This window comes from Lewinella sp. LCG006 (assembly GCF_040784935.1).
Classification (GTDB): Bacteria; Bacteroidota; Bacteroidia; order Chitinophagales; family Saprospiraceae; genus Lewinella.
In genome coordinates, this window is the sequence record NZ_CP160680.1 from 6,635,570 (window position 1) to 6,660,362 (window position 24,793).

The 24,793-nt window shown below is 45.3% G+C and carries 22 protein-coding genes; 10 read left to right on the forward strand and 12 right to left on the reverse strand.

Features of this window, described 5'->3' with window-relative positions:
- Window positions 1-596 precede the first annotated feature (596 nt).
- Window positions 597-1,994 carry a dihydrolipoyl dehydrogenase gene (lpdA, locus tag AB0L18_RS24250; protein ID WP_367389910.1) on the forward strand — a complete coding sequence of 466 codons (1,398 nt, stop codon included), beginning with the start codon at window positions 597-599 and terminating at the stop codon, window positions 1,992-1,994.
- Window positions 1,995-2,084: 90 nt separating this feature from the next.
- Here the strand turns inward: lpdA and AB0L18_RS24255 are convergent, their stop codons facing one another.
- From AB0L18_RS24255 to AB0L18_RS24270, 4 genes are all read right to left on the reverse strand, one after another.
- A complete protein-coding gene (locus tag AB0L18_RS24255; protein WP_367389911.1) occupies window positions 2,085-2,291 on the reverse strand; it encodes a hypothetical protein in 207 nt (68 codons plus the stop codon).
- Window positions 2,275-3,358, reverse strand: a protein-coding gene (gene prfB, locus AB0L18_RS24260) for a peptide chain release factor 2 (protein WP_367389912.1) whose coding sequence is annotated in 2 segments (ribosomal slippage) — window positions 2,275-3,297 and window positions 3,299-3,358 — 1,083 coding nt in all. Because the reading frame shifts where the segments join, the coding sequence is not laid out codon by codon here. Before prfB ends, AB0L18_RS24255 begins: the two co-directional genes overlap by 17 nt.
- A gap of 11 nt (window positions 3,359-3,369) precedes the next feature.
- Entirely contained in the window at window positions 3,370-4,299 is a 930-nt protein-coding gene (locus AB0L18_RS24265) for an FKBP-type peptidyl-prolyl cis-trans isomerase (RefSeq protein ID WP_367389913.1), read from the reverse strand.
- 3 nt (window positions 4,300-4,302) lie between these two features.
- On the reverse strand, window positions 4,303-5,307 hold the full coding sequence (locus AB0L18_RS24270; RefSeq protein WP_367389914.1) for a bifunctional oligoribonuclease/PAP phosphatase NrnA: 1,005 nt from the start codon (window positions 5,305-5,307) through the stop codon (window positions 4,303-4,305).
- A 140-nt stretch (window positions 5,308-5,447) separates the two neighbouring features.
- On the opposite strand from AB0L18_RS24270, the gene AB0L18_RS24275 reads away from it, so the two are divergent.
- Complete coding sequence (locus AB0L18_RS24275) at window positions 5,448-5,870, forward strand: nucleoside-diphosphate kinase (protein WP_367393187.1); 423 nt, start codon at window positions 5,448-5,450, stop codon at window positions 5,868-5,870.
- Window positions 5,871-5,982: 112 nt separating this feature from the next.
- Here the strand turns inward: AB0L18_RS24275 and AB0L18_RS24280 are convergent, their stop codons facing one another.
- Window positions 5,983-6,189, reverse strand: coding sequence for a hypothetical protein (locus AB0L18_RS24280; RefSeq protein ID WP_367389915.1), 207 nt, complete (start codon window positions 6,187-6,189; stop codon window positions 5,983-5,985).
- Between the two features lie 94 nt (window positions 6,190-6,283).
- Here AB0L18_RS24280 and AB0L18_RS24285 point away from each other — a divergent pair, with 94 nt between their 5' ends.
- Complete coding sequence (locus AB0L18_RS24285; RefSeq protein ID WP_367389916.1) at window positions 6,284-6,949, forward strand: YggS family pyridoxal phosphate-dependent enzyme; 666 nt, start codon at window positions 6,284-6,286, stop codon at window positions 6,947-6,949.
- Window positions 6,950-6,952: 3 nt separating this feature from the next.
- On the opposite strand, the gene AB0L18_RS24290 is transcribed toward AB0L18_RS24285, so the two are convergent.
- Window positions 6,953-7,318, reverse strand: coding sequence for a TfoX/Sxy family protein (locus tag AB0L18_RS24290; RefSeq protein WP_367389917.1), 366 nt, complete (start codon window positions 7,316-7,318; stop codon window positions 6,953-6,955).
- A 121-nt stretch (window positions 7,319-7,439) separates the two neighbouring features.
- Here AB0L18_RS24290 and AB0L18_RS24295 point away from each other — a divergent pair, with 121 nt between their 5' ends.
- Window positions 7,440-8,972 (forward strand): S8 family serine peptidase, encoded by a 1,533-nt coding sequence (locus tag AB0L18_RS24295; RefSeq protein WP_367389918.1) that lies wholly within the window; start codon window positions 7,440-7,442, stop codon window positions 8,970-8,972.
- 88 nt (window positions 8,973-9,060) lie between these two features.
- On the opposite strand, the gene pruA is transcribed toward AB0L18_RS24295, so the two are convergent.
- A complete protein-coding gene (gene pruA / locus AB0L18_RS24300) occupies window positions 9,061-10,692 on the reverse strand; it encodes an L-glutamate gamma-semialdehyde dehydrogenase (RefSeq protein ID WP_367389919.1) in 1,632 nt (543 codons plus the stop codon).
- Between the two features lie 90 nt (window positions 10,693-10,782).
- The gene (locus AB0L18_RS24305; RefSeq protein ID WP_367389920.1) at window positions 10,783-11,508 is read right to left on the reverse strand and encodes a glycosyltransferase; all 726 of its coding nucleotides are present in this window, start codon (window positions 11,506-11,508) and stop codon (window positions 10,783-10,785) included.
- Between the two features lie 140 nt (window positions 11,509-11,648).
- On the opposite strand from AB0L18_RS24305, the gene AB0L18_RS24310 reads away from it, so the two are divergent.
- The 5 genes from AB0L18_RS24310 to AB0L18_RS24330 all read left to right on the forward strand — a co-directional run bounded on the left by AB0L18_RS24310 (window position 11,649) and on the right by AB0L18_RS24330 (window position 17,550).
- Complete coding sequence (locus tag AB0L18_RS24310) at window positions 11,649-12,308, forward strand: hypothetical protein (RefSeq protein ID WP_367389921.1); 660 nt, start codon at window positions 11,649-11,651, stop codon at window positions 12,306-12,308.
- A gap of 44 nt (window positions 12,309-12,352) precedes the next feature.
- The gene (locus AB0L18_RS24315; protein ID WP_367389922.1) at window positions 12,353-13,372 is read left to right on the forward strand and encodes a hypothetical protein; all 1,020 of its coding nucleotides are present in this window, start codon (window positions 12,353-12,355) and stop codon (window positions 13,370-13,372) included.
- 86 nt (window positions 13,373-13,458) lie between these two features.
- Window positions 13,459-15,006: an OmpA family protein gene (locus AB0L18_RS24320; protein ID WP_367389923.1), complete on the forward strand. Its 1,548-nt coding sequence runs from the start codon at window positions 13,459-13,461 to the stop codon at window positions 15,004-15,006.
- A gap of 182 nt (window positions 15,007-15,188) precedes the next feature.
- Entirely contained in the window at window positions 15,189-15,782 is a 594-nt protein-coding gene (locus AB0L18_RS24325; protein ID WP_367389924.1) for a hypothetical protein, read from the forward strand.
- 127 nt (window positions 15,783-15,909) lie between these two features.
- Window positions 15,910-17,550, forward strand: coding sequence for a hypothetical protein (locus AB0L18_RS24330; protein WP_367389925.1), 1,641 nt, complete (start codon window positions 15,910-15,912; stop codon window positions 17,548-17,550).
- 154 nt (window positions 17,551-17,704) lie between these two features.
- On the opposite strand, the gene AB0L18_RS24335 is transcribed toward AB0L18_RS24330, so the two are convergent.
- From AB0L18_RS24335 to AB0L18_RS24345, 3 genes are all read right to left on the reverse strand, one after another.
- Complete coding sequence (locus AB0L18_RS24335) at window positions 17,705-20,236, reverse strand: carboxypeptidase-like regulatory domain-containing protein (RefSeq protein WP_367389926.1); 2,532 nt, start codon at window positions 20,234-20,236, stop codon at window positions 17,705-17,707.
- Between the two features lie 99 nt (window positions 20,237-20,335).
- Window positions 20,336-21,013 carry a ribulose-phosphate 3-epimerase gene (gene rpe, locus AB0L18_RS24340; protein ID WP_367389927.1) on the reverse strand — a complete coding sequence of 226 codons (678 nt, stop codon included), beginning with the start codon at window positions 21,011-21,013 and terminating at the stop codon, window positions 20,336-20,338.
- Window positions 21,014-22,193: 1,180 nt separating this feature from the next.
- Complete coding sequence (locus AB0L18_RS24345) at window positions 22,194-22,796, reverse strand: NTP transferase domain-containing protein (protein ID WP_367389928.1); 603 nt, start codon at window positions 22,794-22,796, stop codon at window positions 22,194-22,196.
- A 68-nt stretch (window positions 22,797-22,864) separates the two neighbouring features.
- Between AB0L18_RS24345 and AB0L18_RS24350 the strand changes: the two genes are divergently transcribed.
- Window positions 22,865-23,848 carry a DUF2279 domain-containing protein gene (locus AB0L18_RS24350; RefSeq protein ID WP_367389929.1) on the forward strand — a complete coding sequence of 328 codons (984 nt, stop codon included), beginning with the start codon at window positions 22,865-22,867 and terminating at the stop codon, window positions 23,846-23,848.
- 1 nt (window position 23,849) lies between these two features.
- Here the strand turns inward: AB0L18_RS24350 and AB0L18_RS24355 are convergent, their stop codons facing one another.
- Complete coding sequence (locus AB0L18_RS24355) at window positions 23,850-24,791, reverse strand: succinylglutamate desuccinylase/aspartoacylase family protein (protein ID WP_367389930.1); 942 nt, start codon at window positions 24,789-24,791, stop codon at window positions 23,850-23,852.
- Window positions 24,792-24,793 lie beyond the last annotated feature (2 nt).

Sequence of the window (24,793 nt, forward strand, 5' to 3'; positions counted from 1 at the left end):
CTTTTGTTTACAACTCTACCGCTAACCTTTCGAAGAATGCCCTTAAAAACCGTTAGTACAATGTTTACAACATCTTGTTGGGCGTTTTTTTTTTCAAAGAGGTCTATTTAGGGTTAAGCCTTGTTTTTCAAGGGCTTCACCTCGTACAACAGCTTGTTTGCGATAATTTTATGTAATATATAATCAACTTAAAATCATTAAGTTAAGCAAAAAAATGATACTTTTTAACCTAAGGTTTACACAAAGATTTTTTCAGCGAATATTTGGTGGGCGGGGACAAAAACCCTAATTTTACATCGTTAAGCGAGTCTAGCCTCCGATCGAGCATATAATAATGATCTCGGAGAGATTTTCCTGAAGCGTATAAAGAGTTGGTCTTTTTTAGATCGTCAAAAGTTTTCTGCTGATGATAACTAACTTCGACGGCTCTTTGCAAAATATTATTTGGTATCAGTAAGTTTATTCGAGCCCTGTCAGTTCCTGACGGGGTTCTTTTTTTGGCGAATTCTTAACTATATTTGCGCCAAATTAAAGTGCTTACCAACCATCGGCGAAGTAAACTTGTTTACTGGCCAGTAGAAAAAATCAATACCCTTATGAATTTTGATCTCATTGTCATTGGTTCAGGCCCTGGAGGATACGTAGCGGCAATCCGTGCTTCCCAACTTGGGCTAAAAGTAGGTGTCGTAGAACGTGAAAACCTGGGAGGCGTGTGTCTCAACTGGGGCTGTATTCCTACCAAAGCCTTGCTGAAAAGTGCTCAGGTTTTTGAATACATCCAACACGCTGACGACTACGGTATCACCGTAAAAGATGCTAAAGCTGATTTTGGTAGCATGATCGGTCGTAGCCGTAATGTTGCCGACGGGATGAGCAAAGGGATCAATTTTCTCTTCCGCAAAAACAAGATCACGACCATCGAAGGAGAAGGTCGCTTGGTTCGCGGCAAGAAAGTAGAGGTTACTGATAAAGACGGTAAAAAAACAACTTACGAAGCAGCTCATATTATTATCGCTACGGGAGGTCGTGCACGTGAGCTGCCCAACATCCCGATCGACGGTAAGAAAATCATTGGTTACCGTGAGGCCATGACGCTTGCCAAGCAACCTAAGAAGATGGTAGTGGTTGGAGCTGGTGCCATTGGCGTAGAATTTGCTTATTTCTACAGTAGCATTGGTACCGAAGTTACCATTGTAGAGTTTATGGAGCAAGGGCTGGTTCCTCGTGAAGATGCCGACATCTCTAAGGAACTGACCAAAATCTACAAGAAGAAAGGTATCGCGGTAATGGCCAACAGCGCTGTACAATCCGTAGACACCAAAGGCAGTACTTGTAAAGTGGTCGTTAAGAATCGCAAAACGGAGAAAGAAGAAACCATCACTTGTGATGTCGTTCTTTCCGCTGCTGGCGTAACCCCGAATACCGAAAATATTGGCTTGGAAGAACTAGGCATCAAAACCGATCGCGGTATGATTCAGGTGGATGCTTATTACCAGACCAATGTACCTGGCATCTACGCCATTGGTGACGTAGTCGCTGGACAAGCGCTTGCTCACGTAGCAAGTGCCGAGGGAATCATCTGTGTTGAAAAAATAGCTGGCCACCACCCTGAGCCATTAGATTACAACAATATCCCGGGCTGTACTTACTGTTCTCCCGAAGTAGCTTCGGTGGGTTATACAGAAGCAGCAGCAAAGGAAGCGGGTTACGAAGTAAAAGTGGGTAAGTTTCCTTTCACCGCATCAGGTAAGGCTAAAGCGGCTGGTGCTAGCGAAGGCTTCGTAAAGGTTATTTTCGACGCCAAGTACGGTGAATGGTTAGGAGCACACTTCATTGGTGCCAATGTCACCGAAATGATCGCAGAAGTAGTCGTAGCTCGTAAGCTGGAAACAACCGGGCACGAAATCATCAAATCTGTACACCCCCACCCTACCATGAGTGAAGCGGTGATGGAAGCTGCGGCAGCGGCTTATGATGAGGTGATTCACATGTAAAACCACATGGTGATTAGATAGAAAAAAGCCATTTCCTGAGGTTCAGGAAATGGCTTTTTTTTGCACTTTGTAGTAATTGCAATAAGCGTACTAGGTCTCTTCGTGGAGTTTCACGCGAAAATAGATTTTCGCTAAGTCAATTTCTACGCCAATGGAATTTAGAATAACGGAGGTCTCCAAACCTTTTACTCTTGTGATTTTCCACAACACTCCTTCTCGCTTGTAAATTTCTACTTGTGCTTTATCTTGTTCGATCAACACATATTCTTGCAAACTTTGGCTAGGCGGTCCCATCATACATGAGCCACGCTTTGAGGAAACCATCAATTTGTCCATCAAGCACCGCATCCGTTTGAGGGGTTTGATAGCCGGTGCGGTGATCTTTTACCCTCCGATCATCTAGCACATAGGAGCGGATCTGTGAGCCCCATTCGTTTTTCATTTTTTGCGACTCTAAATCGTCTTTTTCCTGGCGTTGTTTTTCTAGTTCCAACTCATAGAGGCGAGATTTCAGCATTTGCATCGCTTTCTCCCTGTTCATGTGTTGGGAACGTTCTTCCTGACAGGAAACAACTACCCCGGAGGGTAAATGTCGTAGTCGCACCGCCGATTCTGTTTTATTTACGTGCTGTCCACCTGCACCACTTGCGCGGAAAGTGTCCCATTCGATATCCGCTGGATTAACTGCTACTTCAATGCTGTCGTCTACCATCGGGTGTACGAAAACTGAAGCAAAAGAAGTCATCCGTTTTCCTTGAGAATTGAATGGACTCACGCGTACCAAACGATGAACGCCATTTTCACCTTTAAGTAATCCGTAAGCAAAATCACCTTTAATCTCCAGAGAAATAGACTTCACGCCGGCAACTTCCCCATCCTGACGATCCAACTCAGATATTTTGAAACCTTGCTTTTCGGCCCACATCATGTACATTCGCCCTAGCATTTCTGCCCAATCGCAAGCCTCCGTACCACCAGCGCCAGCGTTGATCTCTAAAATAGCATTCAATTCATCCTCCGGACGATTAAGCGTGGAATGAAACTCGACGTCCTCTACCAGCTCTAGTACCTGATCATAACGTTCATCTACTTCTTTTTCGGTACCCTCCCCTTCTTTGAGAAACTCAAAAAGCACTTCCAAATCCTCAATAGCGGAAGCTACTTTTTCATATTGCCCCAGCCAGTTTTTGTGACTCTTCAAGTCTTTCATCACCCCTTCAGCGAGTTGAGGATCATCCCAAAAGTTGGGATTGAGTAGCTGTTGCTCTAGTTCAGCTAATTTGTGTTCACGTTCTGCGACGTCAAAGATAGTGCCTCAACTGATCGAGGCGACTGTGCAGCGATTGTAATTGCTCTGCGGTCATGAATAAAATATTTATTTTGAAAGCTTTGCTGCTTCCTCTAATTTTAAATAATAAAACAAGGTATCCTGCGCTTGGATAAAAGGTGCTTTACCTAATTTCCCATAAGACAAAGCTGGCGGAACAGCCATAAAAAGCTGGCCACCAGGACCAATAATCGACAAAGCCTCTTCCCACGCTTTTATCACACTGCCTTGTCCGGCCGTAAAAGAAAACGGTGATGCAATGGTAAAGTTCTCTCCAAAAACAATTCCATCCTGTAGACAACCTATATATTTCAGCTGTGCCACTTCACCATTTTTCACTTTAGGTGCGTTTCCTGCGTCTACGATGGTATACCACAAACCAGACTTGGTAGAAGTTCCACCTTGTCGGTAATTTTCTTTGAACCGCTCTAATTCTGCTAAAATTGCTTCAGCTGCTGGATTTTGCTCCAAGGCTTGCCGCAAATCAGGTTTTGCCAATGGATTCTCTTCTTCATACTCATCTATTAACAATTGCGCTCCCTCACTACCTGCTGGAATAATTTTTCGTAAAACTACATCGTAATAGAGCAAATCTGCGGTAGCTAATCCGGGCGCAATCCTCATCTCATCGGTCACTTTCATCACTACCGTTACACTGTCCCCCTCACTCATCAATGGCAAGACATCTGCTACAGGGTCAGGCTTTTTAATAGGATTCAAGGCAGGGTCCTGGAGAACCGTACGGAGGCCTACTTTCCCGTTGTCCGATGTAAACAACAAAGTATCCAGGGTACGAATCTGGAAGTAGACATACACCTCGTCTCCAATTGCCGGTTTTACACCCCCAAAATCAAGGTGATGCCAATAATCATAGCCATGCTCAGTCTGGCCATCATAATTACTACATCTCAACAACATTAAGACCAAGAGCAGCAGCACCCCATACCGAAAAGCATCCAGCTTGGCCAACATGAACATAGGCTAAGATTGGAGTTGTTGCTGGTACTCTGGCAAGATCTCTTTGAAACGCCTTACCGTGATACTAAGGTTATGAAAACTGGCACCTCCGGCAGCATTTTTATGTCCCCCCCCGCGAAAATGGGTCTTGGCCATGTCCTGAACATCAATATCGCCTTTGGAGCGTAGACTCAACTTGACAATCTTTGGCTGTTCATGAATGAAAGCGGCCAATTTTATGTCCCTTAATTTCAGCAAGAAGTTGACGACACCTTCTGTGTCCCCCCGATTGATGTCAAAAAAAGCATAATCCTCTTTTGTCAGCGTTATGATCCCCGTGTGAAACTCTGGCAAGATTTCCAATCGATTATACAAGCAATGCCCCAGAATGCGCAATTGCTTCTCATTCATACTGTTGAATATCAGATCCTGCAGCTTAAGATCATCTACGCCAATCTCCAACAAGTTGGCAACCGTACGAAACAGTTTAGGAGAATTGCTGTATTTGAAAGATCCCGTATCCGTCAATATCCCAGTAAACAAACACTCCCCTATCACTTTATCCAAGTCATCGTTCTGCCCGAGCATATGAATAAAATCATAAACCAGCTCACAGGTAGAGCTGGCGGTTGTCTCACTCAATATGAAATCCGCAAATGGTTCGGGGAAAAGATGATGGTCAATCATCACTTTAGGACAACGAGCTTCATCAACCAACTCACCAGCTTTATCAATGCGGTCAAGTGAGTTAAAATCGAGACAAAAGATAAGCGTTGCTCTTTTGACAATCCGCTCTACTTCCTCCGGGTCATGGTCGTAAATAACAATGTCGTTCGCTTGTGGCATCCACGACAAAAAGTCGGGATAATCCGAAGGAGCGATCACTTTTACGTTATGTCCATTCTTTTGTAAAAAAAGACTAAGGCCTAGTGAAGAACCGACCGCATCGCCATCGGGATTGCGATGAGTAAGAATGACCACATCCTGTGGTGTATTAAGTAGCTTCTTGAGCCCTTCCAAATTTTCCATAATTGTGCATATACTGGGGGGTGCGAAGTTGATAAAAATAATTGATTCTGCCAAAATGTTTGGAAGGGGCTTTGGTGCTCAGCGGCATTTGTTTACTTTTGCACCGCTTTTTACAAATAATGACCAAACCAAAGAAAAACATGGCTGGCAATATCACTTTTACGATGATCAAACCTGATGCTGTTGAAGGCGGACACATCGGCAATATTTTAGCAGACATCAACGCAGGTGGTTTCCGCATCGTTGCGATGAAATACACCAAACTATCCGCAGAAAAGGCCGGAGAATTTTACGCTGTTCACAAAGAGCGTCCTTTCTACGGTGAATTGGTGGAGTTCATGTCAAGAGGTCCAATCGTGGCAGCTGTTTTAGAGAAAGACAATGCCGTTGAAGATTTCCGTAAGTTAATCGGTGCTACTAATCCTGCGGAAGCAGCGGAAGGTACCATTCGTGCGAAGTACGCTACCAGTATCGGCGAGAATGCGGTGCATGGTTCTGATTCTGATGAGAACGCACTTATCGAAGCTAATTTCCACTTTGCTGGCACAGAAATGTTCCGATAATATTCCTTGCTTCCAAGAATAAAGCGGTGTCGATCTTCTTCGATACCGTTTTATTTTTTTGCCTAAACCAATCCTTGAAATGGTTTGGACTAAGCCCTTACTGAACACCATTTTAAGGACGGACCTCATCCGTAGCAGCTACCGCAGTAGCTGGAGCCTCCTCTCCTATCAGTTCCAATACTACTTCCGGCATGTATTTCTTCCAGGAAATAGCATCCTTTACTAGAAAAAAGGTTAACAAACTACCGTAGAGTAAGGTAGTGATGACAATGGCTTTGCGGCGGTTGCGGCGTTCGATGCGATCAGCTTGATAAGACATAGTTGGAAATAGTTTAGGTAATACGAAACGGCATTCCTTTAAACCTTATTTTTGAGTCATTCGTTAAAGATGTCGTAAAATCCAAAATAAACGTATGTTATCCTCCGTCCTGCAAAGCATCCAAGAAGAGCTGGCTCCTTACCAAGCCAAGCTAATTGCTGTTTCAAAAACCTACCCCAAAGAGATCCTTCTAGAAGCATATGAAGCTGGACAGCGAGAATTCGGCGAAAACCGCGTGCAAGAAGTCGTAGACAAGGCAGCCGCGCTACCAGAAGATATTAAATGGCACTTCATTGGCCACTTGCAAACAAATAAGGTAAAATATATCGCCCCCTTCGTACACCTCATTCACGCGGTAGATAGCTTTAAACTATTGAAAGAAATAGACAATAGAGCCGCTGCTAACAACCGGGTTATTGATGTTTTGCTTCAATTTAAAATTGCGGAAGAGGACACAAAATATGGCTATGAAGCAGCCGAAATTTTCGAAATGTTGGACGAATTACCCTGGCAAGATCTAAAAAACACCCGTATCGTAGGGGTGATGGGTATGGCAACTTACACCGATGACCAAGAACAAGTTGCCCGCGAATTCCGCCAACTTCATACTTACTTCAAGCGCCTCAAGGATACCTATTTTAAATACCAATCCTACTTCAAAGAAATCTCAATGGGAATGTCCGGTGACTATCCACTGGCGCTTGCAGAAGGCAGCACCATGGTTAGGATTGGCAGTAAAATTTTTGGAGAAAGGGATTAAAATCTATTTTTTTCGTTTTTTACTGGCCTGTGCTAACGGATTAAACCTCAGACAACTTTCTATCCAATAAATCAAATCTTCCTCCTGGTCAAATCCGTCAGGAGTCACAAAAACGTAGCCATTCATTGGGCGTCCCGTAAAATCCATGGGATGACAACCCTCTCGTTTTAATGCCTCTTCCGAAGCATCTGGGCCAATCCTGGCCATCAGTAGATCAGTTGCTTTGTTTTTATCATAATGGATACCGCAGCACATTTTCTCATCGACCATAAAACAGAGGCCGCCCATCATTTTTTTCTCTGCAAATGACGTGTTGTGATCTTTAAAAACTTGCCTGATACGGTCCGCCAAATACTCATCGTACGCCATAAAAATTATTGTTAAACTTAAAATTCTTATTAAAAATTAATCCACAAAAGAAAAGAATAATATTATATTCAAGCCGCTTTTCACAACTATTTTTATCAACTATCTACAGAAAAACCGAATTATGATCCGTAACTATCTACTAGTTTGCTTATCACTCGCGCTGGTACTGGCCAGTTGCGCTAAAGAGCAAGGTGCCGATCAGGAAATCCAAATCGACACTCCTCAGCGTGTGAGCAAAGAAGACATTAATGCTTTTGTTCTCTCACAGCTCCACGAAAAAAATATTTTCAAATGGGAAACCATGGATAATGAGATGCTTTGGAGCGCCATATCTCATGGCAACGACATTGCTTCCATTGGTTACCAGCCCGCAGGTTTTACCAACATCGAGGACCGAATCCACGAGATTGACATCACCAAAGACGAATGGCGCAGTGTTCGTCAGGATATCATCGACTTGGTGGTCAGTGAAACCCAACGGTATTTCCCCGATGAGAACATCACTGCGGAGAAGCTCCTGATGGGTAAGCCTTTGGAGGAATTTCTACCCAATTTTTCCATACTCATCAAGCATCCTGCAATTGTGGCCACCCTTCGCGAACGAGCCGATGTGCGCTACGTTGAGCCAATGAACTACACCTACGAAGAAGTTGCTGACCGCAGCGACTCTGGCTGTGGTGTTAGTCCCGCAACCAATATTCCTACTGCCGATTATACCACCACTTCCCCAGCGGCGAAAATTCCCTGGAATTTTTACCTGCTCAATATTCCTTCCGCCTGGAATACCAGTCAGGGTGATAACATCGGAGTTTGCCTTATTGATACGGGCACCTCTCCCAACCAACCAAAACTGGGCAGCGATTTTGCATCTGGTCAATCCACCAATCGCTACATTGCCCGTTATGGTACTTACGTGAGCTCCTGGTGGTGGTGGGCTTCTCCAGATGGGCCAGATGACGACTGTGGTCACGGCACACAGATGGCGGGTTTAATTGCTGGTCCCCGAAGCTCAGGTGGTTCTACAGTTGGAGCAGCCTATAAAGCCAATTTGATTTCTTACCGCGGCACTGGAGACGTAGTTATCAATAGCTCTAATGAAAAAGAAGGCGTTAGAGATGCCTTGGTCGCAGCGGGTAATCGCAGTGATGTAAAAATCATCAGCATGTCTATCGGTGATGTTTTCTACAGCAGTACCGTTGCTGACGGCATCTTTTTCGCCTACAACAAAGGCAAACTGATCTTCGCTGCTGCGGGAACGTCCTTGAGTTGGACCAGCTGGTGGGGTGTTATCTTCCCAGCGAACATGTCGCAAACGGTTGCGGTAACAGGTGTGAAAGAAGGCTACCCACTAGAGCGTTGCAACACCTGCCATGATGGTGCTGAAGTAGACTTTATCGTCCCCATGCAACGTCGTAATGACAATAGCAGAACTTCCCTGACACTGGCGATGAGTGGCAACACTCCTGCTTACGTAGGAGGCTCAAGTGCTGCTACAGCCACCACAGCAGGCATTGCGGCCATGGTTTGGGCGACCAGCCCCTCTTCTTCCAGAACTACCATTCTGAATCGGTTGAAGAATGCCGCCTCTATTTATCCAAGCCGAGATGGTAATTTCGGTTGGGGGATAATTGATGCACAACAAGCCGTAAATTAAAAAAACACGCAACGAGAAGAGGGTAAAGGGATGGTCATCCCTCTACCCTCTTTTTTATTGGCAGCAATTATCTTGATAACCTTTTAAACTAGGCTTCTTCCAAGAAAGGATAGCGATAGTCGGTTGGCGTAACAAAATTTTCTTTGATGGTCCGTGGGCTGATCCAACGGTAAAGGTTCAATACAGAACCAGCTTTATCATTGGTTCCAGAACCACGCGCACCACCAAAGGGCTGCTGCCCAACAACTGCTCCGGTAGGCTTATCGTTGATATAAAAATTACCCGCCGCATTGCTCAATTTGTCCGTAACGTAATTGATCACGGAACGCTCGCGAGCAAAAATTGATCCCGTTAATGCATAAGGTGAGGTGCTATCCACCTGGTCGAGCATGGTATCAAATTCGGCATCTGGATAAACATAAATGGTTAGTACAGGGCCAAAAATCTCCTCTTCCATGGTACGATAATGAGGATCTTTTACCACAATTACGGTGGGTTCTACAAAGTATCCTTCTGACTTGTCGCAGTTGCCACCAGCGATGATCTCTACACCTTCGTCTTTTTTGGCTTGCGCCAGGTAACCGCTGATCTTATCGAAAGAACGCTCGTCGATTACCGCATTGATGAAATTGGAAAAATCTTCAACACTACCCATTTTGAAAGTAGCCATATCTGCAACCAATTTTTCCTTCACCGCAGGCCACAAACTTTGTGGAATATAAGCACGAGAGGCCGCAGAACATTTCTGCCCCTGGTATTCAAACGCACCCCGTGCGAGAGCCACAGCGACCTGAGTGGCATCAGCCGATGGATGAGCAACGACAAAATCCTTGCCACCTGTTTCCCCTACAATACGGGGATAAGAACGGTACTTACTGATATTTTTACCAATCAAGCCCCATAGTGCCTGAAATACTTTGGTACTGCCTGTAAAGTGTAAACCGGCAAAATCAGCGTGAGAAAAGACAATATCCCCAGCCATGGGGCCATCAGTGTAAATCAGGTTAATCACTCCCGCTGGTAAGCCGGCCTCATGGAAGATTTCCATGACCAGCTTCGCCGCAAAAATTTGAGTTTCAGCAGGTTTCCAGACCACTACGTTGCCCATCATGGCAGGAGCAGCCGGCAAGTTACCCGCAATAGCCGTAAAATTAAAAGGAGTAATCGCGAAGACAAAGCCTTCCAACGGACGGTATTCCATACGGTTCCATACCGTAGGTGAGCTATTTGGCTGCTGCTGATAGATTTCCGTCATGTATTGCACATTGAAACGAAGGAAATCGGCTAACTCTGCCACGCAATCAATCTCGGCTTGGTACACATTTTTACTTTGCCCCAACATGGTGGCAGCATTCATGCGCGCCCGGTAAGGGCCACTGATCAGATCGGCAGCTTTCAAAAACACTGCAGCACGGTCTTGCCAAGGCATTCTCTCCCAAGCCGCCTGGGCACCCAATGCTGCATCTATTGCTGCATGGACATGGCTGGAGTCTCCTTTAGAAAAATGAGCTAAAACGTGCTTTTTTTCGTGCGGTGGATGGATTGCAACCTTGTTGCTGGTAGACACCCATGCTCCGTTGATATACATGGGTAAATCGTGTGCTTCTTTCTTATAAGCTGCCAATGCTGCTTTTAAAGCCTTACGTTCTGGAGAGCCAGATCGATAGTTGAGTATAGGTTCATTGCTTGGTTGGGGTACCTGATAGAATGCGTTAGCCATATTCTGGAAATTGGTTAGATTTTTTATTAGTGCAAACATACTTACTACCAAGGGAACACCCAAATAAGCAAGATCGTTGCCCACAAGGAATTAAGGATTGGTCGGTTTTAGTTTTTTCAACGCTACCATTGCCTGAATGTAGCGTTTGGCCAGTGGCAGTATCTTTACTTTGCTACTACTCACATCATCGGTCCACTTTACCGGAAGCTCACAAATACTCTTGCCTTGCCACTCTGCTACGGTAAGCAATTCGGTACTAAAAAACCAACCATCGTTCTGTGCTCCTCCTTGCATCAAATCCTCCAGAATGGAGCGGTGCAAGAATTTAAAGCCACACATGCCATCCGAAAACCCTACTCCCAAATATGTTTTTAAAAGGAAATTAAACACCCGCGAAGCCACTTCCCTTTTCAGTGGACGATGGATGACTTCCGCATCAGGATGCAGGCGGGAACCGTAGACCAAATCACAGCCTTGTTCTACGAGTGCTTCGTATGCTTCCAGGAAATGTTGAAGGTCGGTAGCCAAGTCAAGGTCCATATAACCGACGATATCAGCTTTCGATTGCTTCCAGGAGGTTTTTAATGCTAAACCTACACCACGGCGAGGTACGCTTACCCAATGTACGGCAGCATATTGCTCACTTAGCTGCTGAGCTAGTGCCCTGGTATTGTCTTCAGAACCATTGTCGGCAATGACAATTTTCCACTGCCCTGGTGTTGTAAACTGATCTTTTAAGAAGGCGTGCAAAACACCAACTTGCTGCACCAATGTGGCCTCTTCGTTTAGAACAGGGATCGTAATATCGAAAGTCATTCCAATAGCTTTAAGCGCGAAGATAGAGCAGGTTTAGGATATTTTGGGATACTTTTGTTTACTTTGTAGAAATTCTGACCAGCTTTATCGAAGATTCGTAACAATCCAGTGAATAAAGCTATTATTAGAGGTAAGAAACTATGCTAAAAAATCTGAAATCAATATTTATTGTGGAGGAAGATGTGCCCGCAAAAAGCAAGGCGCCTTCCCCTACTTCCGCTACCCCGGCAAAAGAGCAGGCACCAACAGCGGCCAGTAGTACCCCACCCACTAGTCGTAGTGGTAAGGTGACTCAAAAATTCACCGACATTCTCCTTTCAGCAATGGACAATGCCGACCTGGAAGGATTTGATTACCTGGAATATAAAAAATCACTTCAGTCGCTCCAGAAGATGAACATGGAAGAACGCACGGCCTACCAGTCTGCTTTCGCAATGGCTCAAACCATGGGTGCAACACCACAACACCTGGTCAGTACTGCCCAACACTACCTTAAAGCACTTCAAGAAGAAGAGCAAAAGTTTGGCAAGGCCCTCCTCAACCAACAGGAAAGCAGGATTGGAGCCAAGCGGCAAGAACAACAAACGCTAGCAGATACGATCAAGGACAAAGAAGCCCAAATCAAAAAGTTGCAAGCAGAAATTCAGGAACATCAGCAAAAATTGGGTAAATTGGACGGTGAGATTAAACAGGCCGATTTATCAATCGCTAATACTAAAAATGACTTCTTTGCATCCTATCAAAACCTGACCAATCAGATTCAGGAGGATATCAACAAAATGCAAGAGTACTTAAAATAATCTGACATACAATAGTCAGCGCATCAAAATCATCACGGTATTAAATGGATAAGACACAGTTAAAATCAAAATCATTCTGGCAACGTCCTGAGGGAGTTACCGGACTCATTTTCCTGGCAGCATTAGTAGCTGGTGGAGCTTACTTATTAACCACCATCAACTGGGCAGCTATTTTTGCCAACACCCTGGCATTGGCTGGCACACTGGGCATTTTAGGGATCATCGTCTACATGGTATTAGACCCAAAAATGAGGGCCTTAGTCAGCTTTGGCTACAAAAGTATCATGCGTTGGATTACGGGTATTTTTGTGCGCGTTGACCCCATCGGCATCCTCAAATCTTACGTTGATGAGCTACAGGGCAACCTGCGTAAAATGAACAAGCAGATCAGCCAGCTCAGAGCCCAAATGCACAAACTCAAGGAAATCATCGTCAATAATCAACGTGAAATCCAGAGCAATCTGCAACTCGCCAGCAAAGCCAAAGAAACCCAGAAGACCAATGTGATGATTCTGAAATCACGTCGAGCTGGCCGCCTGAAGGAGTCTAACCTCAAGTTGGAAGACCTCTATAAGCGGATGGAAGTGCTGTACCGCGTACTCACCAAGATGTACGAAAACAGCCAAATCCTAGCCGAAGACATCAAGGATCAGGTAGCCGTGAAAGAGCAAGAGCGCAAAGCTATCCATGCTTCGCACTCCGCCATGAATTCCGCGATGAGCATTATTTCTGGCGATCCTGATAAGCGTGCTATGTTCGACATGGCTATGGAAGCCGTAACCGAGGATGTTGCCAATAAAGTTGGAGAAATGGAACGCTTCATGGAAGTGTCGGCCAACTTTATGAACTCCATCGACCTTCAGCAGGGCGTCTTCGAAGAAGATGGCTTAAATATGCTGGAAAAATGGGAAAAGGAAAGCACCTCTTTCATTCTGGGTGAGGAAAAATCAACCCTCCTATTGGAAGCAGAAGACGACAGCAACATACTGGATCTCAATGCACCAGTTGTAGAAAAAGTACGTGCAAGCAATCACCGGAATCAATACGACAACTTTTTTGAGTGACCCAAAGCCCTCGAACAGGTCTGAATATTGCATTTTTCCAGGCCTCTACCTTTGGATCATTTCTTCATAAACACCATCAAAGTTCAATGGCTAAACTAACCACGTTTTCGAAATTACTTATCGTTTTCCTAGTTGTAGCAGGTGCCTTTTTTGGCATCCAATATGCTACCAATTCCGGTTTAATCGGCGGTGGAGACGATCAAAATAACACCTCCAGTTCAACATCTGGCAAAACGGGAAACCGTTCTGGTGACGGCGACCCGATCAGAATCGGTATTGTAACCTGGGGTGGCTACGCTGGTGGTCAATATTTCAATGAAGGATTCGCAGCCAGTGAGGCTTCTCGGTTCTCGAAAGAATACGGGATTGACGTAGAATTCGTCCTTAACGACGATTTCGACGCTTCCCTCAATGCCTGGAAAGCGGGTGATCTTGACCTTCATTGGTACACGATTGATGCCTTTCCAACGATTCTTCCCGGCTTAGAAGCTTTCGATCCGGTCGCTTTATTCCAGGCCGACTGGTCGCGGGGTGGTGATGCTATCATCGTCCGACGCGGTATCCGTTCGGTTGCTGACCTCAAGGGCAAAAAAATTGCCGTTGCAGAACTTACGCCGTCTCACTCCTTCCTCATTTGGTTACTAGATGCGGGTGGTTTGAGTATTAATGATGTAGAGATTGTTAGACAAGCTTCGGCCATTGACGCTGCTGCTGCATTCAAAAGCCAGCAGGTGGATGCCGCCGTTGTATGGAGTCCCGATGATGAATTGGCCACTCGGGCAGTACCCGGTTCCAGAGTTTTGGAAAGCACGCGTTCTGCTTCTAACATCATTGCCGATTTCTTCTTTGCGAAACGTGAATACGTTAATGCTAATCGCGACAAGCTTCAAAAACTCTACGAAGGTTGGATGCGTGGTGCAGCAGAGATCAATGCTTCAGCTGACGCTAAGACTAAAGCAGGTAAGATTCTCGCCGAAGGCCTGGGCATACCCGAGCCGGATGCGATTGCTGCAATCGATAATGTTCGTTTGGCGACCCACGGTGACAACCGCAACTTTTTTGGCTTGAACACAGACTTCCAGGGAGTAGATGGCAATGCCCTCTATTTGCGGATGACCAACGAGTACCAAAAACTGGGTGTCATAGATGGGAAAGTGCCCAACTGGCGCCAAATCAGTATGCCTACGCTCATTCAGCGTACAGAACTAAGCGGTCCTAATGACGCTGCAGAAGCCAGCAAAACTTTCACCAAAGTAGAAGCTACAGAAGCCAAAGAGCTAGAAGCTATTGCTTCTAAACCCGTCAGTATCAACTTCCGAACGGGAGAGCACGTTTTGGATGAAAACGCCAAATACATCATTGATCGGGAATTTGTAGAAATTGCGAAAGCATTTGCTAACGCCCGTATCAGGATTGAAGGAAATACCGATGATGTCGGCTCTCGTACGAGCAATATCAAGTTATCCGAATTGCGCGCCCAATCGGTAGCCAACTACCTCATCAAGGAACACAACATGTCCCCTAACCGTCTGATCATTGTAGGCAACGGCCCCGACAAGCCGCTTGCCAGTAACAATACAGAAGACGGTAAAGCCAAGAACCGACGGACCGACTTCCAGCTCGTACGCGAGTAAGGAATCCTCCTGTTTAACATAAATGATAGAACACGCCTGCCTGCTGTAGGCGTGTTCTATTATTGCTGATGGTTATACCATTATTTCTGCCCTCCTGCTTTGTTTTTTCACGCCTCTATTTCTGTTTCATACAATACCCCTCCTCCACTATCCGTTTAGCCCCCAAAGCTAACTATCCAACGATGAAGAAATCCTTGCTGGCCCTACTGCCCCTTTTTTGTTCTACCATAATTATTGCTCAATCTTACGATCTTGCCGCCGGTGTCCGACTGGGTACAGACTTGGGGATCAGTGCTAAATTGCGCCTTCCTCCCATCGATGAAAACTTTACCCTGGAGACCATTCTTCAAACCAGCCTTGAGAGAAACGAAGGCATGCTCACCGTACTAGGAGAACAACATTTTCCGCTTATCACCCGCCGGGTCAATCTCTATGCTGGTCTTGGCTTGCACGCCGGCTGGTTGGAAAATGACCCAGATCGCGTAGAAGACTACAAAGCCCCTGCCGGTATCAGTTTCATTGGTGGTGCTGAAATTAACTTCAAAAACATCAACATCAGCACCGATTTTAAGCCAGCCGTAAATATCAGCGGTGGCGAGAAACGTATGTACAGCCAAACGGCAATCACCTTGCGCTACATCCCCTTCAAACGATACGACATTTTTGAATCTCCGCGCGAAAAACGTAAACGTCAACGCCAAAAAGCCCGTGACCAAAGACGCCAGGACAGGACTACAAATGGCAAAAAAGATTGGCAATTTTGGAAGAAGGGCTAAACACTCTTGCTTTTAGGGCCGTGCCTTCTCCCGTCCCGACTTTTCTAGTCGGTACTAGGCTGTCCACTGCGCTGCTATCACCCCTCGTCCTCCTAATTTAACAATCACAACTATCAAGCCTACCTTTATGAATGTTCATCCAATACCCTACACCTTTAAGGTACTCCTGATTAGCTGTTTTTTATTGTCTTCTCTAATAGTACAGGGCCAGCAAACAACAAGCACTTACGAACAACTCACCTCTCTCTTTACCGAGTGGCGAGCTTTCGAAACACCTCCTCGGTTGAACGGTGCGCCCGACTATACCGCAGCGACTTTCACCAAACGGCAGCCAGCGTTTAAGGCGCTTCAGCAAAGACTCCTCTCTATTGATACAAATGGATGGACCATCGCCCAGCAAGTAGATTACCGCATTGTCTGGGCAGAAATGAATGGCTACGATTTCAATCACCGCATCCTTCAACCCTGGGCACGTGATCCCGCTTTTTATAAAACAGTATGGACGTACCGTAGTGATGTGCCCGCTCACGAAGGGCCTACCCACCATGCTACTACCGAACTTTGGACTTACGATTTCCCGTTGACCGAGGCCGAAAAAATTCGCCTCATCAGCGACCTCCAAGTGATTCCTCCACTAAATGCACAAGCACAGAAGAATCTGACGGGAAATGCTCGTGACCTATGGGTCACCGGTATCCGCGATATTCGGGGGCAAAGCATGGTTTTGAACCGCTTGCTGGAACAGGAAGGCGTGCAAGATCACAACGATTTAGTAAAAGCAATCCAGGCTGCCATCGCATCTACGGATAAGTTGGTCAGCTGGTTGGAAGAGGAAGCCAAGACTAAAACGGGTCCTTCGGGTATTGGCAAGGAAAACTACACTTGGTACCTAAAAAATGTCCACCTCGTACCCCTGACCTGGGACGACGAGGTCATGATTTTAAAAAGAGAACTGGCTCGCGCCTGGTCTTCCCTCAAATTGGAAGAGCATCGCAACCGCAATTTACCCCCACTCACCGCCGCAGATAGCCCAGAAGCCTATGCTGCACTGGCTGAGCTTTCAGCCCAAAGCCTGATGAAGTTTTTAGCGGATGATCAGATAGTGAGTGTCAAAGATTATTTTGAGCCTGCCCTGCGAGAACACCTGGGTAGCTTTATCCCTAGCGAACAAAGAAACTTCTTTTGGATTACCGCACATTATGATCCACGCCCGCTCTATTCCCATTTCTACCATTGGTTTGAGTTGGCACGGATGGAAAAGGAACCCAATACCAGCCCGGTACGGCGAGGACCTTTATTGTACAATATTTTTGATTCTCGGAATGAAGGAATAGCCACTGCCGTAGAAGAGCTGTTTATGCAAGCTGGCCTCTATGATGATAACCCTCGCGTGCGTGAGATCGTCTACATCATGATCGCTCAGCGTGCAGCACGTGGCTTGGGGTCGCTCTACGCCCACGCCAACGAGATGACGATGGAAGAAGCGGGCGGCATCCACTCGGAATATACCCCCAGGGGTTGGATGAAAACAGAGAAAGATTTACTCATCTTTGAGCAACACCTCTACCTTCGCCAACCCGGCTACGGCACCAGCTACATCACAGGTAAGTATTTGGTCGAAAATGCACTGGCCGATTATGCTCGCATCCAGGAAGCCCAGGGAAATACGTTCGAGTTAAAAAACTTCTTTGACCAACTCAATTCAATTGGTAACATCCCTATTGCTTTAGGTCACTGGCAGATGACGGGAATAGATCCGCTGAAATAGCCTCCTGTAAAGCAAAAGACTAAACCGACCTCCCAATCACGCCGTCCTTCCTCCCTGAGACAGGACCGAGCCTCCCTACCCGGTAGGCTACCTGCCGAGCAGAACCCCTGAAAAACCTTATGTGCCCTTATGAGCCTCATGTGGTTCAAAAAACCTAAAAATCCATCTTCAAGCGCAAATTGATCCGTCGTGAAGTGAGGTAATTCGGGATAGCGTACTGCTGGTTGAAGACGGTCTTCACCCAGGTATTTCCTGCTTGGTTCTGTACCTGAAGGAGGTTAAAGATTTCCAGATTAAGCCAGGTGGTTTGTGTAAAACGGAGGAAATGATTAGGACGTTTGGCACGGCGTTTTTCATCAAACAGTAAAAAACCAAAGCCAATATCTACCCGGTGGTAAGGGTTGAAGCGGTAAGTGTTGCGGTAGACTTCGTTGTTGCCCAGCAGACCATAAGGTAGGCCACTACCTACTGTGAGATTGAGATGCATCTTGATATTCTCATTCGTTTTCAGGTAATCCTGAAAGAACATACTCAACTGCATCAGCCGATCTGTAGGGCGAGGAACATCTTTGACTTCCACAGCTTCTTCAACGTTCAGTTCCCTGCGCAAGTGCGTGACATCATCCAGGCGCTCGCGTGTCCTTAATAAGGAGAGATTTATCCAGCTTTCAGCACCTGGGACAAACTCCCCATTGAGGCGCATATCCAGCCCCATGGCGTACCCTTGTGCGTTATTGAGACCACTGTAACGAATCCTTACATTTTCAATCTCGTAACTCACCAGGTCCCACAGTTCTTTATAATAAGCTTCGGTAATGAAGCGGAATTTCTTGGGATTGGCTTTGCCCAAATAAAAATCAAGGGTAAAGCCGCCCACAACGTGAAAGGATTTTTGGGCCAGTAAATCGGTATTGACCTGGCCATTGAAAGCTCTCATCTCGCGGTAGAAAGGTGCCTGGTAGTACAAGCCACTGGCCAGACGATAGCTGATATCGCGTTTGCTACCCAGGGGTTTGTACAATAATTGTACACGAGGGGAAATCAAAAGTTCCTGATTCAAATCCCAGTAGTTGGCGCGCACTCCAGCGGAAAGGCGCAACTCTCCCTTGTCGTCTTTACGCCAGGTATAAGTGTCTTGCAGAAAGCCGGAAAAACGCAAAGAACGCAGTTGGTTACTGGTTTTCAGGGTAGAGAACAACAAGACCGCCGACGTATCGTAAGGCAAGCTGTAGCCCGCCGAGTCGAGGCGTTCCCACTCATTGATCATATCATCAATCCGTTCGTGCTGAGCTTTGACGCTGAATTGAAAAAAGTGGGAAGCGTCTACTTCTTCATTGCCTTTCTGTACTTCCAAACCACCTTTGACTTCCGCATTATAAAGCTGGATATCCAGGAAGTTGCGGATGTATTGCTGTTGCGTGCCTGCACCAAGTTCTGCCAGGACCTCGCCAAAATTATCACTTCCCAGGTTACTATCGATTTGACGAAGGCTGTAACGCCCGATGACATCAATCCGCTCATTTTCGTCGCTGCGAAAAGAGGAAGCTAAAAACTTAAGAAAAAATGGATTAACACTACGATCTGGCAAGTAGGTAAGGCTCAAACCTCCCATCTGCGTAGTGAATTCATTGACCTCCTGACCTTCAAAAACGCTGAAGAGCTGCAAGGCCAGGTTGATCAAACCAAAACCAGTGCTTCTTTGCGTAGGTTGGAAACGGTAGATACTCTGATTGAAGTTACCAAGCACCCCTAGCTGCCAGTCTCTGCTCAAATCATAGGTCACATAAGCCTGGATATCGGTAAAACTAGGGGTATACTCACCGGACACATCTAGTGACCCCAGCAAATACCTCGTATCTTTATAACGGGTGCCGACAAGAAAACGTAAGCGGCGATAGGAATCCTTCTTAGGTGCTACACTTCCTTCCAAGTGGGCAGAACCTCCCAGAAAACTTAACCCAACAGAGCCTCTGAGCTCATCGGGCCGCTTGTATTTGATGTCCAGCACACTCGATAGTTTATCACCATAGCGTGCCTCGAAACCACCGGAGGAAAAGGAAAGATCTCGGATGAGGTCCATGTTGGCAAAAGTCAGTCCTTCTTGCTGTCCAGCTCGCACCAGTTGAGGGCGGTAGATTTCAAAATCATTGACATACACGAGATTTTCATCGTAATTACCACCACGTACGTTGTACTGGCTGCTCAATTCTCCTCCTGTTCCGCTGCTTACGCCCAGTGCGATGTGGGGCAATACACTCTCCAGGTTGCCAGTGGTTGTGGGCAGCAGTTTGAGTTGTTCCATGTCTTCCCGCACCATACCGCCTTCCTCAATCTTGCTCTCGCGCACGATCACTTCAATTTCACTCTCTGAAGGTGCCAGATTGACATCTATCTGCTGGTTTGAACGTGCGGGCAGAGGCCCTAATTCAGTACTCCCCTCCTGGTAACCAATGCGAGAAAATACCAAAACAAACTTTTCATTAGCGGGTACCACCAAGCTGTAGCGACCATTGCTTGCCGTTTCCGTTGCGGTATTGCTGCCTTTTACATAAACCGTCACTAAATCAATGGCTTGCTCCGAAATGGCGTCCGTCACAACACCCGTGACCGTAGCTCTTTCATTTTGTGCAATAAGTCCAAGACTAAGCTGAAAAAATACCAGCGCGGTAAGAAGAATTAATCGCATATTCCTTTTAGGTAATTACTGAGTAGCCCGAAGAGCAAAAGCACCCCGGCCCCCAAAGGTAGAAAGAGAAAAGCAGAGAAATTGTCTGCTACCAGAAAACTAGATAAATTTATTCACCTCGTGCCCTACAGCTTTCAATTGCTCAATTGCCTGCTTGGGGTTTGCTGCCTTGAAAACACTGCTCCCAGCTACGAGTACATCCGCTCCGGCAGCCAACACTTCCTGCGCATTCTGCAGGCCAATACCTCCATCTACTTCAATCACCGTCTTGGCATTGCGGGTGGTTATCAAATCCTTCAGCGCCCTGATTTTAGGAATACTTTGGTAGATGAACTTTTGTCCGCCAAAGCCGGGGTTGACAGACATAATCAGTACCAAATCAATGTCCTCAATCAAGTCCGTAAGCAACGAAACGGGGGTATGAGGATTAAGCGCTACCCCCGCCTTTGCCCCAGTTTCTTTAATTTGCTGAACCGTACGATGCAAGTGGGGACAAGTTTCGTAATGAACGGTGATCACCTCCGCACCTATTTCACGAAAAGTAGAAATATATTTTTCAGGTTGCTCAATCATCAAGTGAACGTCTAAAGGCTTGGTTGCCTGACGGTTGATCGCCTCGATGACGGGCATACCGTAAGAAATATTGGGGACAAACTGACCGTCCATCACATCCAAGTGAAACCAATCTGCTAAACTTTCGTTAACCAAATCAATGGCAGCACCTAAATGGAGAAAGTCTGCTGCTAAAAGTGAAGGGGCTACTAAATGCTTTTTCATATTATGAATTATACGTACATTTGCGTTAGAGCCGAAACATAAACAAAAAAAACCGGTTGGAATACCAACCGGTTCGAAAAAAGAGCTTTGAGAGGCTATCTACATACCAAAAAACGAAACATCCATTGATGTTCCTAAAACTTCATGAGATTATAATTGATCTTGAAAGACAAATAAGTCATGGGATTATAATTTGTTATTAACAGGTGTTTTTCAACCTTTTGTAATCATGCTTATTTGTTTGGGCAACTCTCCTTCGAGAATTCAAGAAGCTTTTCACTTCCTCATCAACACCTTTCTTCCTGTTGACAATACAAATATGCAGCAAGAATAAGCCGAGACGAAGTACATTTGAGATTCGTACTGGATTAAAACTAATATCGTCCACAAATACAATCAATTACAAATCAATCATTTAAATCAAATTACAATCCACCTCACTGTATTTATAAACCTATTTTTTTGAGATTTCAAGCCTTTATTTTTTTAGAAAAAGCACTTAAAAAGCGATAGTGCCTGAAATATAGCAACATAAACTGTCTATTTTATTCCCAAAAAATGTAACAAAGCAACTGCCCTTTCGTAAACCACGTTCAGCGAACAGTGCCTACGAAAAGAATGGAAGGAAGGATTCGAAAAGATTCGGCTAAGATTTACGCTTGAGCATAAGCATAAAAAAAACCGGCTGGGATTACCAACCGGTTTGAAAAAGAGCTTTGAGAGGCTATCTACATACCAAAAAACGAAACATCCATTGATGTTCCTAAAACTTCATGAGATTATAATTGATCTTGAAAGACAAATAAGTCATGGGATTATAATTTGTTATTAACAGGTGTTTTTCAACCTTTCGTAGTCATGCTTATTTGTTTGGGCAACTCTCCTTCGAGAATTCAAGAAGCTTTTCACTTCCTCATCAACACCTTTTCTCCTGTTGACAATACAAATATGCGGTAAGAATCAGCTGGGATGAAGTACATTTGAGATTCGTACTGGATAAATAAATCCAACACTAAAAACCACAAAAACCTGACAATCAAATAAATACATCTAAAAATAGACTAATCGGCTGTAATAAAATCACTACTTTATTGCTATTTTACTCCCTGTTTTTTCGGTTTTTTTATCAAAAAAAACGAATAATCACTTGAGAGCATCCAATACTACGCCAAAGTTCCACCTACTTTTTTCGAAATTCGTCCCAATCTGCTGGTCGATCCAGGTCAAATAAACCTTCTGGAAAATCAATAGCTATCAGTTGGTTTTGTTCTCTTTTAATAATTTTCCGAGCGCCTTCCTCTGGCGAGACGCTACCCAACTCATCAAACCACACCTTGCCAAATAACGCAGGCACCCCTAATTGTCCGTTTTTATAGCGAGAAGTAAGCATTCCATGATCACCTTCTTTCAATTCATCGAAAGCTTCCATAAAATTTCGCAATAGTTTTTCATCTAAATAAGGCTGATCGACAACACAAAACAAAATGCCATCCATTGCTCTAAACACCTCTACTCCCATGGAAACGGAAGTTCCCATACCGAGTTTCCAATTTTCATTGATGAGTACCTGGAGCGGTAGGTCTTCTATTACTGGTTGAATTAAACCCGCCCGAGCCCCCAAGACCACAGCTACCGGCTGATGTAATTTCAACAACAATTTAGCCATATGCCGAATTAAGGGCTCTTTCTGGTGAACCAAAAGCTGTTTGGGCATTCCCATTCTGCTGGCCTCTCCGGCAGCTAAGAGTACGACACCTAACTTTTTTTCAATGACTGTATTCATGGCGATAATTTAAGCATTTGATCTAGGAATAAACGAGTACTCTCCACCTTTGTTTCTAACTTTACACTATGGATCAACGACTTCTAGTTTCACTTCTCCTGTGGGTTGCTTTCAGCACTTCTGCCTTTGCGCAACATTCCTGGCAATGGATGACACCATCCGACACCTTGAACAAGCAACGTTTTTGGGGAACGATTGGTGCAGGAGCCATTATTTATAGTGGTGCTGCTTATGGTTTATACCAGACCTGGTACAAAGATTATGAACTGACCAAATTTAGAACCTTCAATGATGCCCGTGAATGGCAACAAATGGACAAGGCGGGACATTTTCTAACCACTTATTCCGAAGCCCGTTGGTTGTACGATGGTGCGCGTTGGACGGGATTAGACAAAAAGCGTTCGCTCTGGTTAGCCGGAGGAATAAGCATGTTTTTACAGAGTACCCTTGAAGTCATGGATGGCTATTCAGCCGAATGGGGCTTCTCTTGGTCAGATATGGGATTCAATGCGCTGGGGATGGGCTTATTTGTCACTCAAGAAAGCTTGTGGGAAGAGCAGCGGATTCTTTTAAAAATTTCCTTCAACCGTCGGCTCCCCTCCTCCACTCCCCTGCTGAGCACCAATGGAGAAGCAACGAGTAGCCTCCGAATGCGCCATTTAGAACTTTACGGTTCTTCTATTGCCGAGCGGTTTCTCAAAGACTATAATACGATGACGATTTGGGCCAGCGTAAGCCCGAAAGCTTTTGCCCCGGAAAGCCGCTGGCCAGCGTGGTTGAATATAGCGGTGGGGTATGGTTCGGAAAATCTCTACGGTGGGTTTTCCAACACTTGGTCGGATGACCAGGGTAATAGTTTTGTGCTTCCGGAAGCGGACTATCCCCGTTATCGTCAGCTTTATCTCTCTTTTGATATTAATTTAAAGAAAATACCCACCAAAAGGCCCCTGCTCAGGTCAGCATTGAGCATTCTGAATGTGATCAAAATTCCTGCTCCAGCATTGCAATGGAATACTTTAGGCCAAGTGAAGTTTCACCCCCTCCACTTCTAATTTACTCTCGGTAAGCTAGATGAAACAAAGCATCTCCTTGACTGACGACAGGCGTATTGTTGTGCCCGATAATATAGGCATCGGCACGGGCGTGAATATACCTGGCTGGCTTCACTCCCTGAGGGTCACTAATAAAGCCTAAGGGTTCCCCTTTCGCTACCCAGCTTCCCGATGATTTCATCCATTGAAACAAGCCACCTCGAGCTGCTCTCAACCAGCTGGTCTTGTTAAAAGAATGTCCTTCTTTGGGCAAGTATTCTCCTGAAATCATCTTGTAGTATTGCAAAATACGGCGGATTCCAGCCAAACCATGCTGGATACTCAGACCATCATAGCGCTGATTCTCCCCCCCTTCAAATACCAAAATCGGTACCTGATGTTTATCAAGTGCCACTTTCCTCAGTGATTTTCTTAAAGTGCCGTAGGCAATACGCAAGGGTGCGCCAAAAATTTCGGCCAACTCGCTGGCCTTTTCATCCCCTACCGTGTATCGAATTTGAGGGTAATTGTAATTACTTCTACCCCCCGTATGAAAATCAACGCCAAAATCAATTAATGGGAGAATATGTTTATGAATGGCAAAGGCTACACGAGAAGCTAATGATCCTGTTTTTGTTCCTGGAAACGAGCGATTTACATCCTTCCCGTCGGGTACTTCCCGGGAGAAATTAATAAAGCCATAAGTGTTAAGAATCGGAATAGCAATAACATTACCTGCCCTCAAGTTTTCAAATATTCCACTCTCAATGGCTTGCCGGATGATCTCCATCCCATTGATTTCATCGCCGTGAACACCCGCCAAAAACAATACCGTGGGACCAGGCTTTTTAGACCGAAAAACGTGTGCTGTAACGATGATCGTATTTCCACTCGGAAGCTGCCCTACCGGTATTTTTATCAGTTGTTTTTTCCCCGGTGCTACCGTGGTTTCAAGAATTTTCATAA

Excerpts from the sequence above, each read along its gene's own strand:
- AB0L18_RS24270 (WP_367389914.1), bottom strand. The coding sequence starts at position 5,307 with ATGGAAAATTTGGAAGGGCTCAAGAAGCTACTTAATACACCACAGGAT.
- AB0L18_RS24350 (WP_367389929.1), top strand. The coding sequence starts at position 22,865 with ATGGATCAACGACTTCTAGTTTCACTTCTCCTGTGGGTTGCTTTCAGC.
- AB0L18_RS24255 (WP_367389911.1), bottom strand. The coding sequence starts at position 2,291 with ATGATGGGACCGCCTAGCCAAAGTTTGCAAGAATATGTGTTGATCGAA.
- AB0L18_RS24305 (WP_367389920.1), bottom strand. The coding sequence starts at position 11,508 with ATGACTTTCGATATTACGATCCCTGTTCTAAACGAAGAGGCCACATTG.
- AB0L18_RS24315 (WP_367389922.1), top strand. The coding sequence starts at position 12,353 with ATGGATAAGACACAGTTAAAATCAAAATCATTCTGGCAACGTCCTGAG.
- AB0L18_RS24320 (WP_367389923.1), top strand. The coding sequence starts at position 13,459 with ATGGCTAAACTAACCACGTTTTCGAAATTACTTATCGTTTTCCTAGTT.
- AB0L18_RS24345 (WP_367389928.1), bottom strand. The coding sequence starts at position 22,796 with ATGAATACAGTCATTGAAAAAAAGTTAGGTGTCGTACTCTTAGCTGCC.
- pruA (WP_367389919.1), bottom strand. The coding sequence starts at position 10,692 with ATGGCTAACGCATTCTATCAGGTACCCCAACCAAGCAATGAACCTATA.
- AB0L18_RS24275 (WP_367393187.1), top strand. The coding sequence starts at position 5,448 with ATGGCTGGCAATATCACTTTTACGATGATCAAACCTGATGCTGTTGAA.
- AB0L18_RS24335 (WP_367389926.1), bottom strand. The coding sequence starts at position 20,236 with ATGCGATTAATTCTTCTTACCGCGCTGGTATTTTTTCAGCTTAGTCTT.
- AB0L18_RS24280 (WP_367389915.1), bottom strand. The coding sequence starts at position 6,189 with ATGTCTTATCAAGCTGATCGCATCGAACGCCGCAACCGCCGCAAAGCC.
- AB0L18_RS24310 (WP_367389921.1), top strand. The coding sequence starts at position 11,649 with ATGCTAAAAAATCTGAAATCAATATTTATTGTGGAGGAAGATGTGCCC.
- AB0L18_RS24285 (WP_367389916.1), top strand. The coding sequence starts at position 6,284 with ATGTTATCCTCCGTCCTGCAAAGCATCCAAGAAGAGCTGGCTCCTTAC.
- AB0L18_RS24355 (WP_367389930.1), bottom strand. The coding sequence starts at position 24,791 with ATGAAAATTCTTGAAACCACGGTAGCACCGGGGAAAAAACAACTGATA.
- AB0L18_RS24330 (WP_367389925.1), top strand. The coding sequence starts at position 15,910 with ATGAATGTTCATCCAATACCCTACACCTTTAAGGTACTCCTGATTAGC.
- AB0L18_RS24265 (WP_367389913.1), bottom strand. The coding sequence starts at position 4,299 with ATGTTCATGTTGGCCAAGCTGGATGCTTTTCGGTATGGGGTGCTGCTG.
- AB0L18_RS24325 (WP_367389924.1), top strand. The coding sequence starts at position 15,189 with ATGAAGAAATCCTTGCTGGCCCTACTGCCCCTTTTTTGTTCTACCATA.
- AB0L18_RS24295 (WP_367389918.1), top strand. The coding sequence starts at position 7,440 with ATGATCCGTAACTATCTACTAGTTTGCTTATCACTCGCGCTGGTACTG.
- rpe (WP_367389927.1), bottom strand. The coding sequence starts at position 21,013 with ATGAAAAAGCATTTAGTAGCCCCTTCACTTTTAGCAGCAGACTTTCTC.
- lpdA (WP_367389910.1), top strand. The coding sequence starts at position 597 with ATGAATTTTGATCTCATTGTCATTGGTTCAGGCCCTGGAGGATACGTA.
- AB0L18_RS24290 (WP_367389917.1), bottom strand. The coding sequence starts at position 7,318 with ATGGCGTACGATGAGTATTTGGCGGACCGTATCAGGCAAGTTTTTAAA.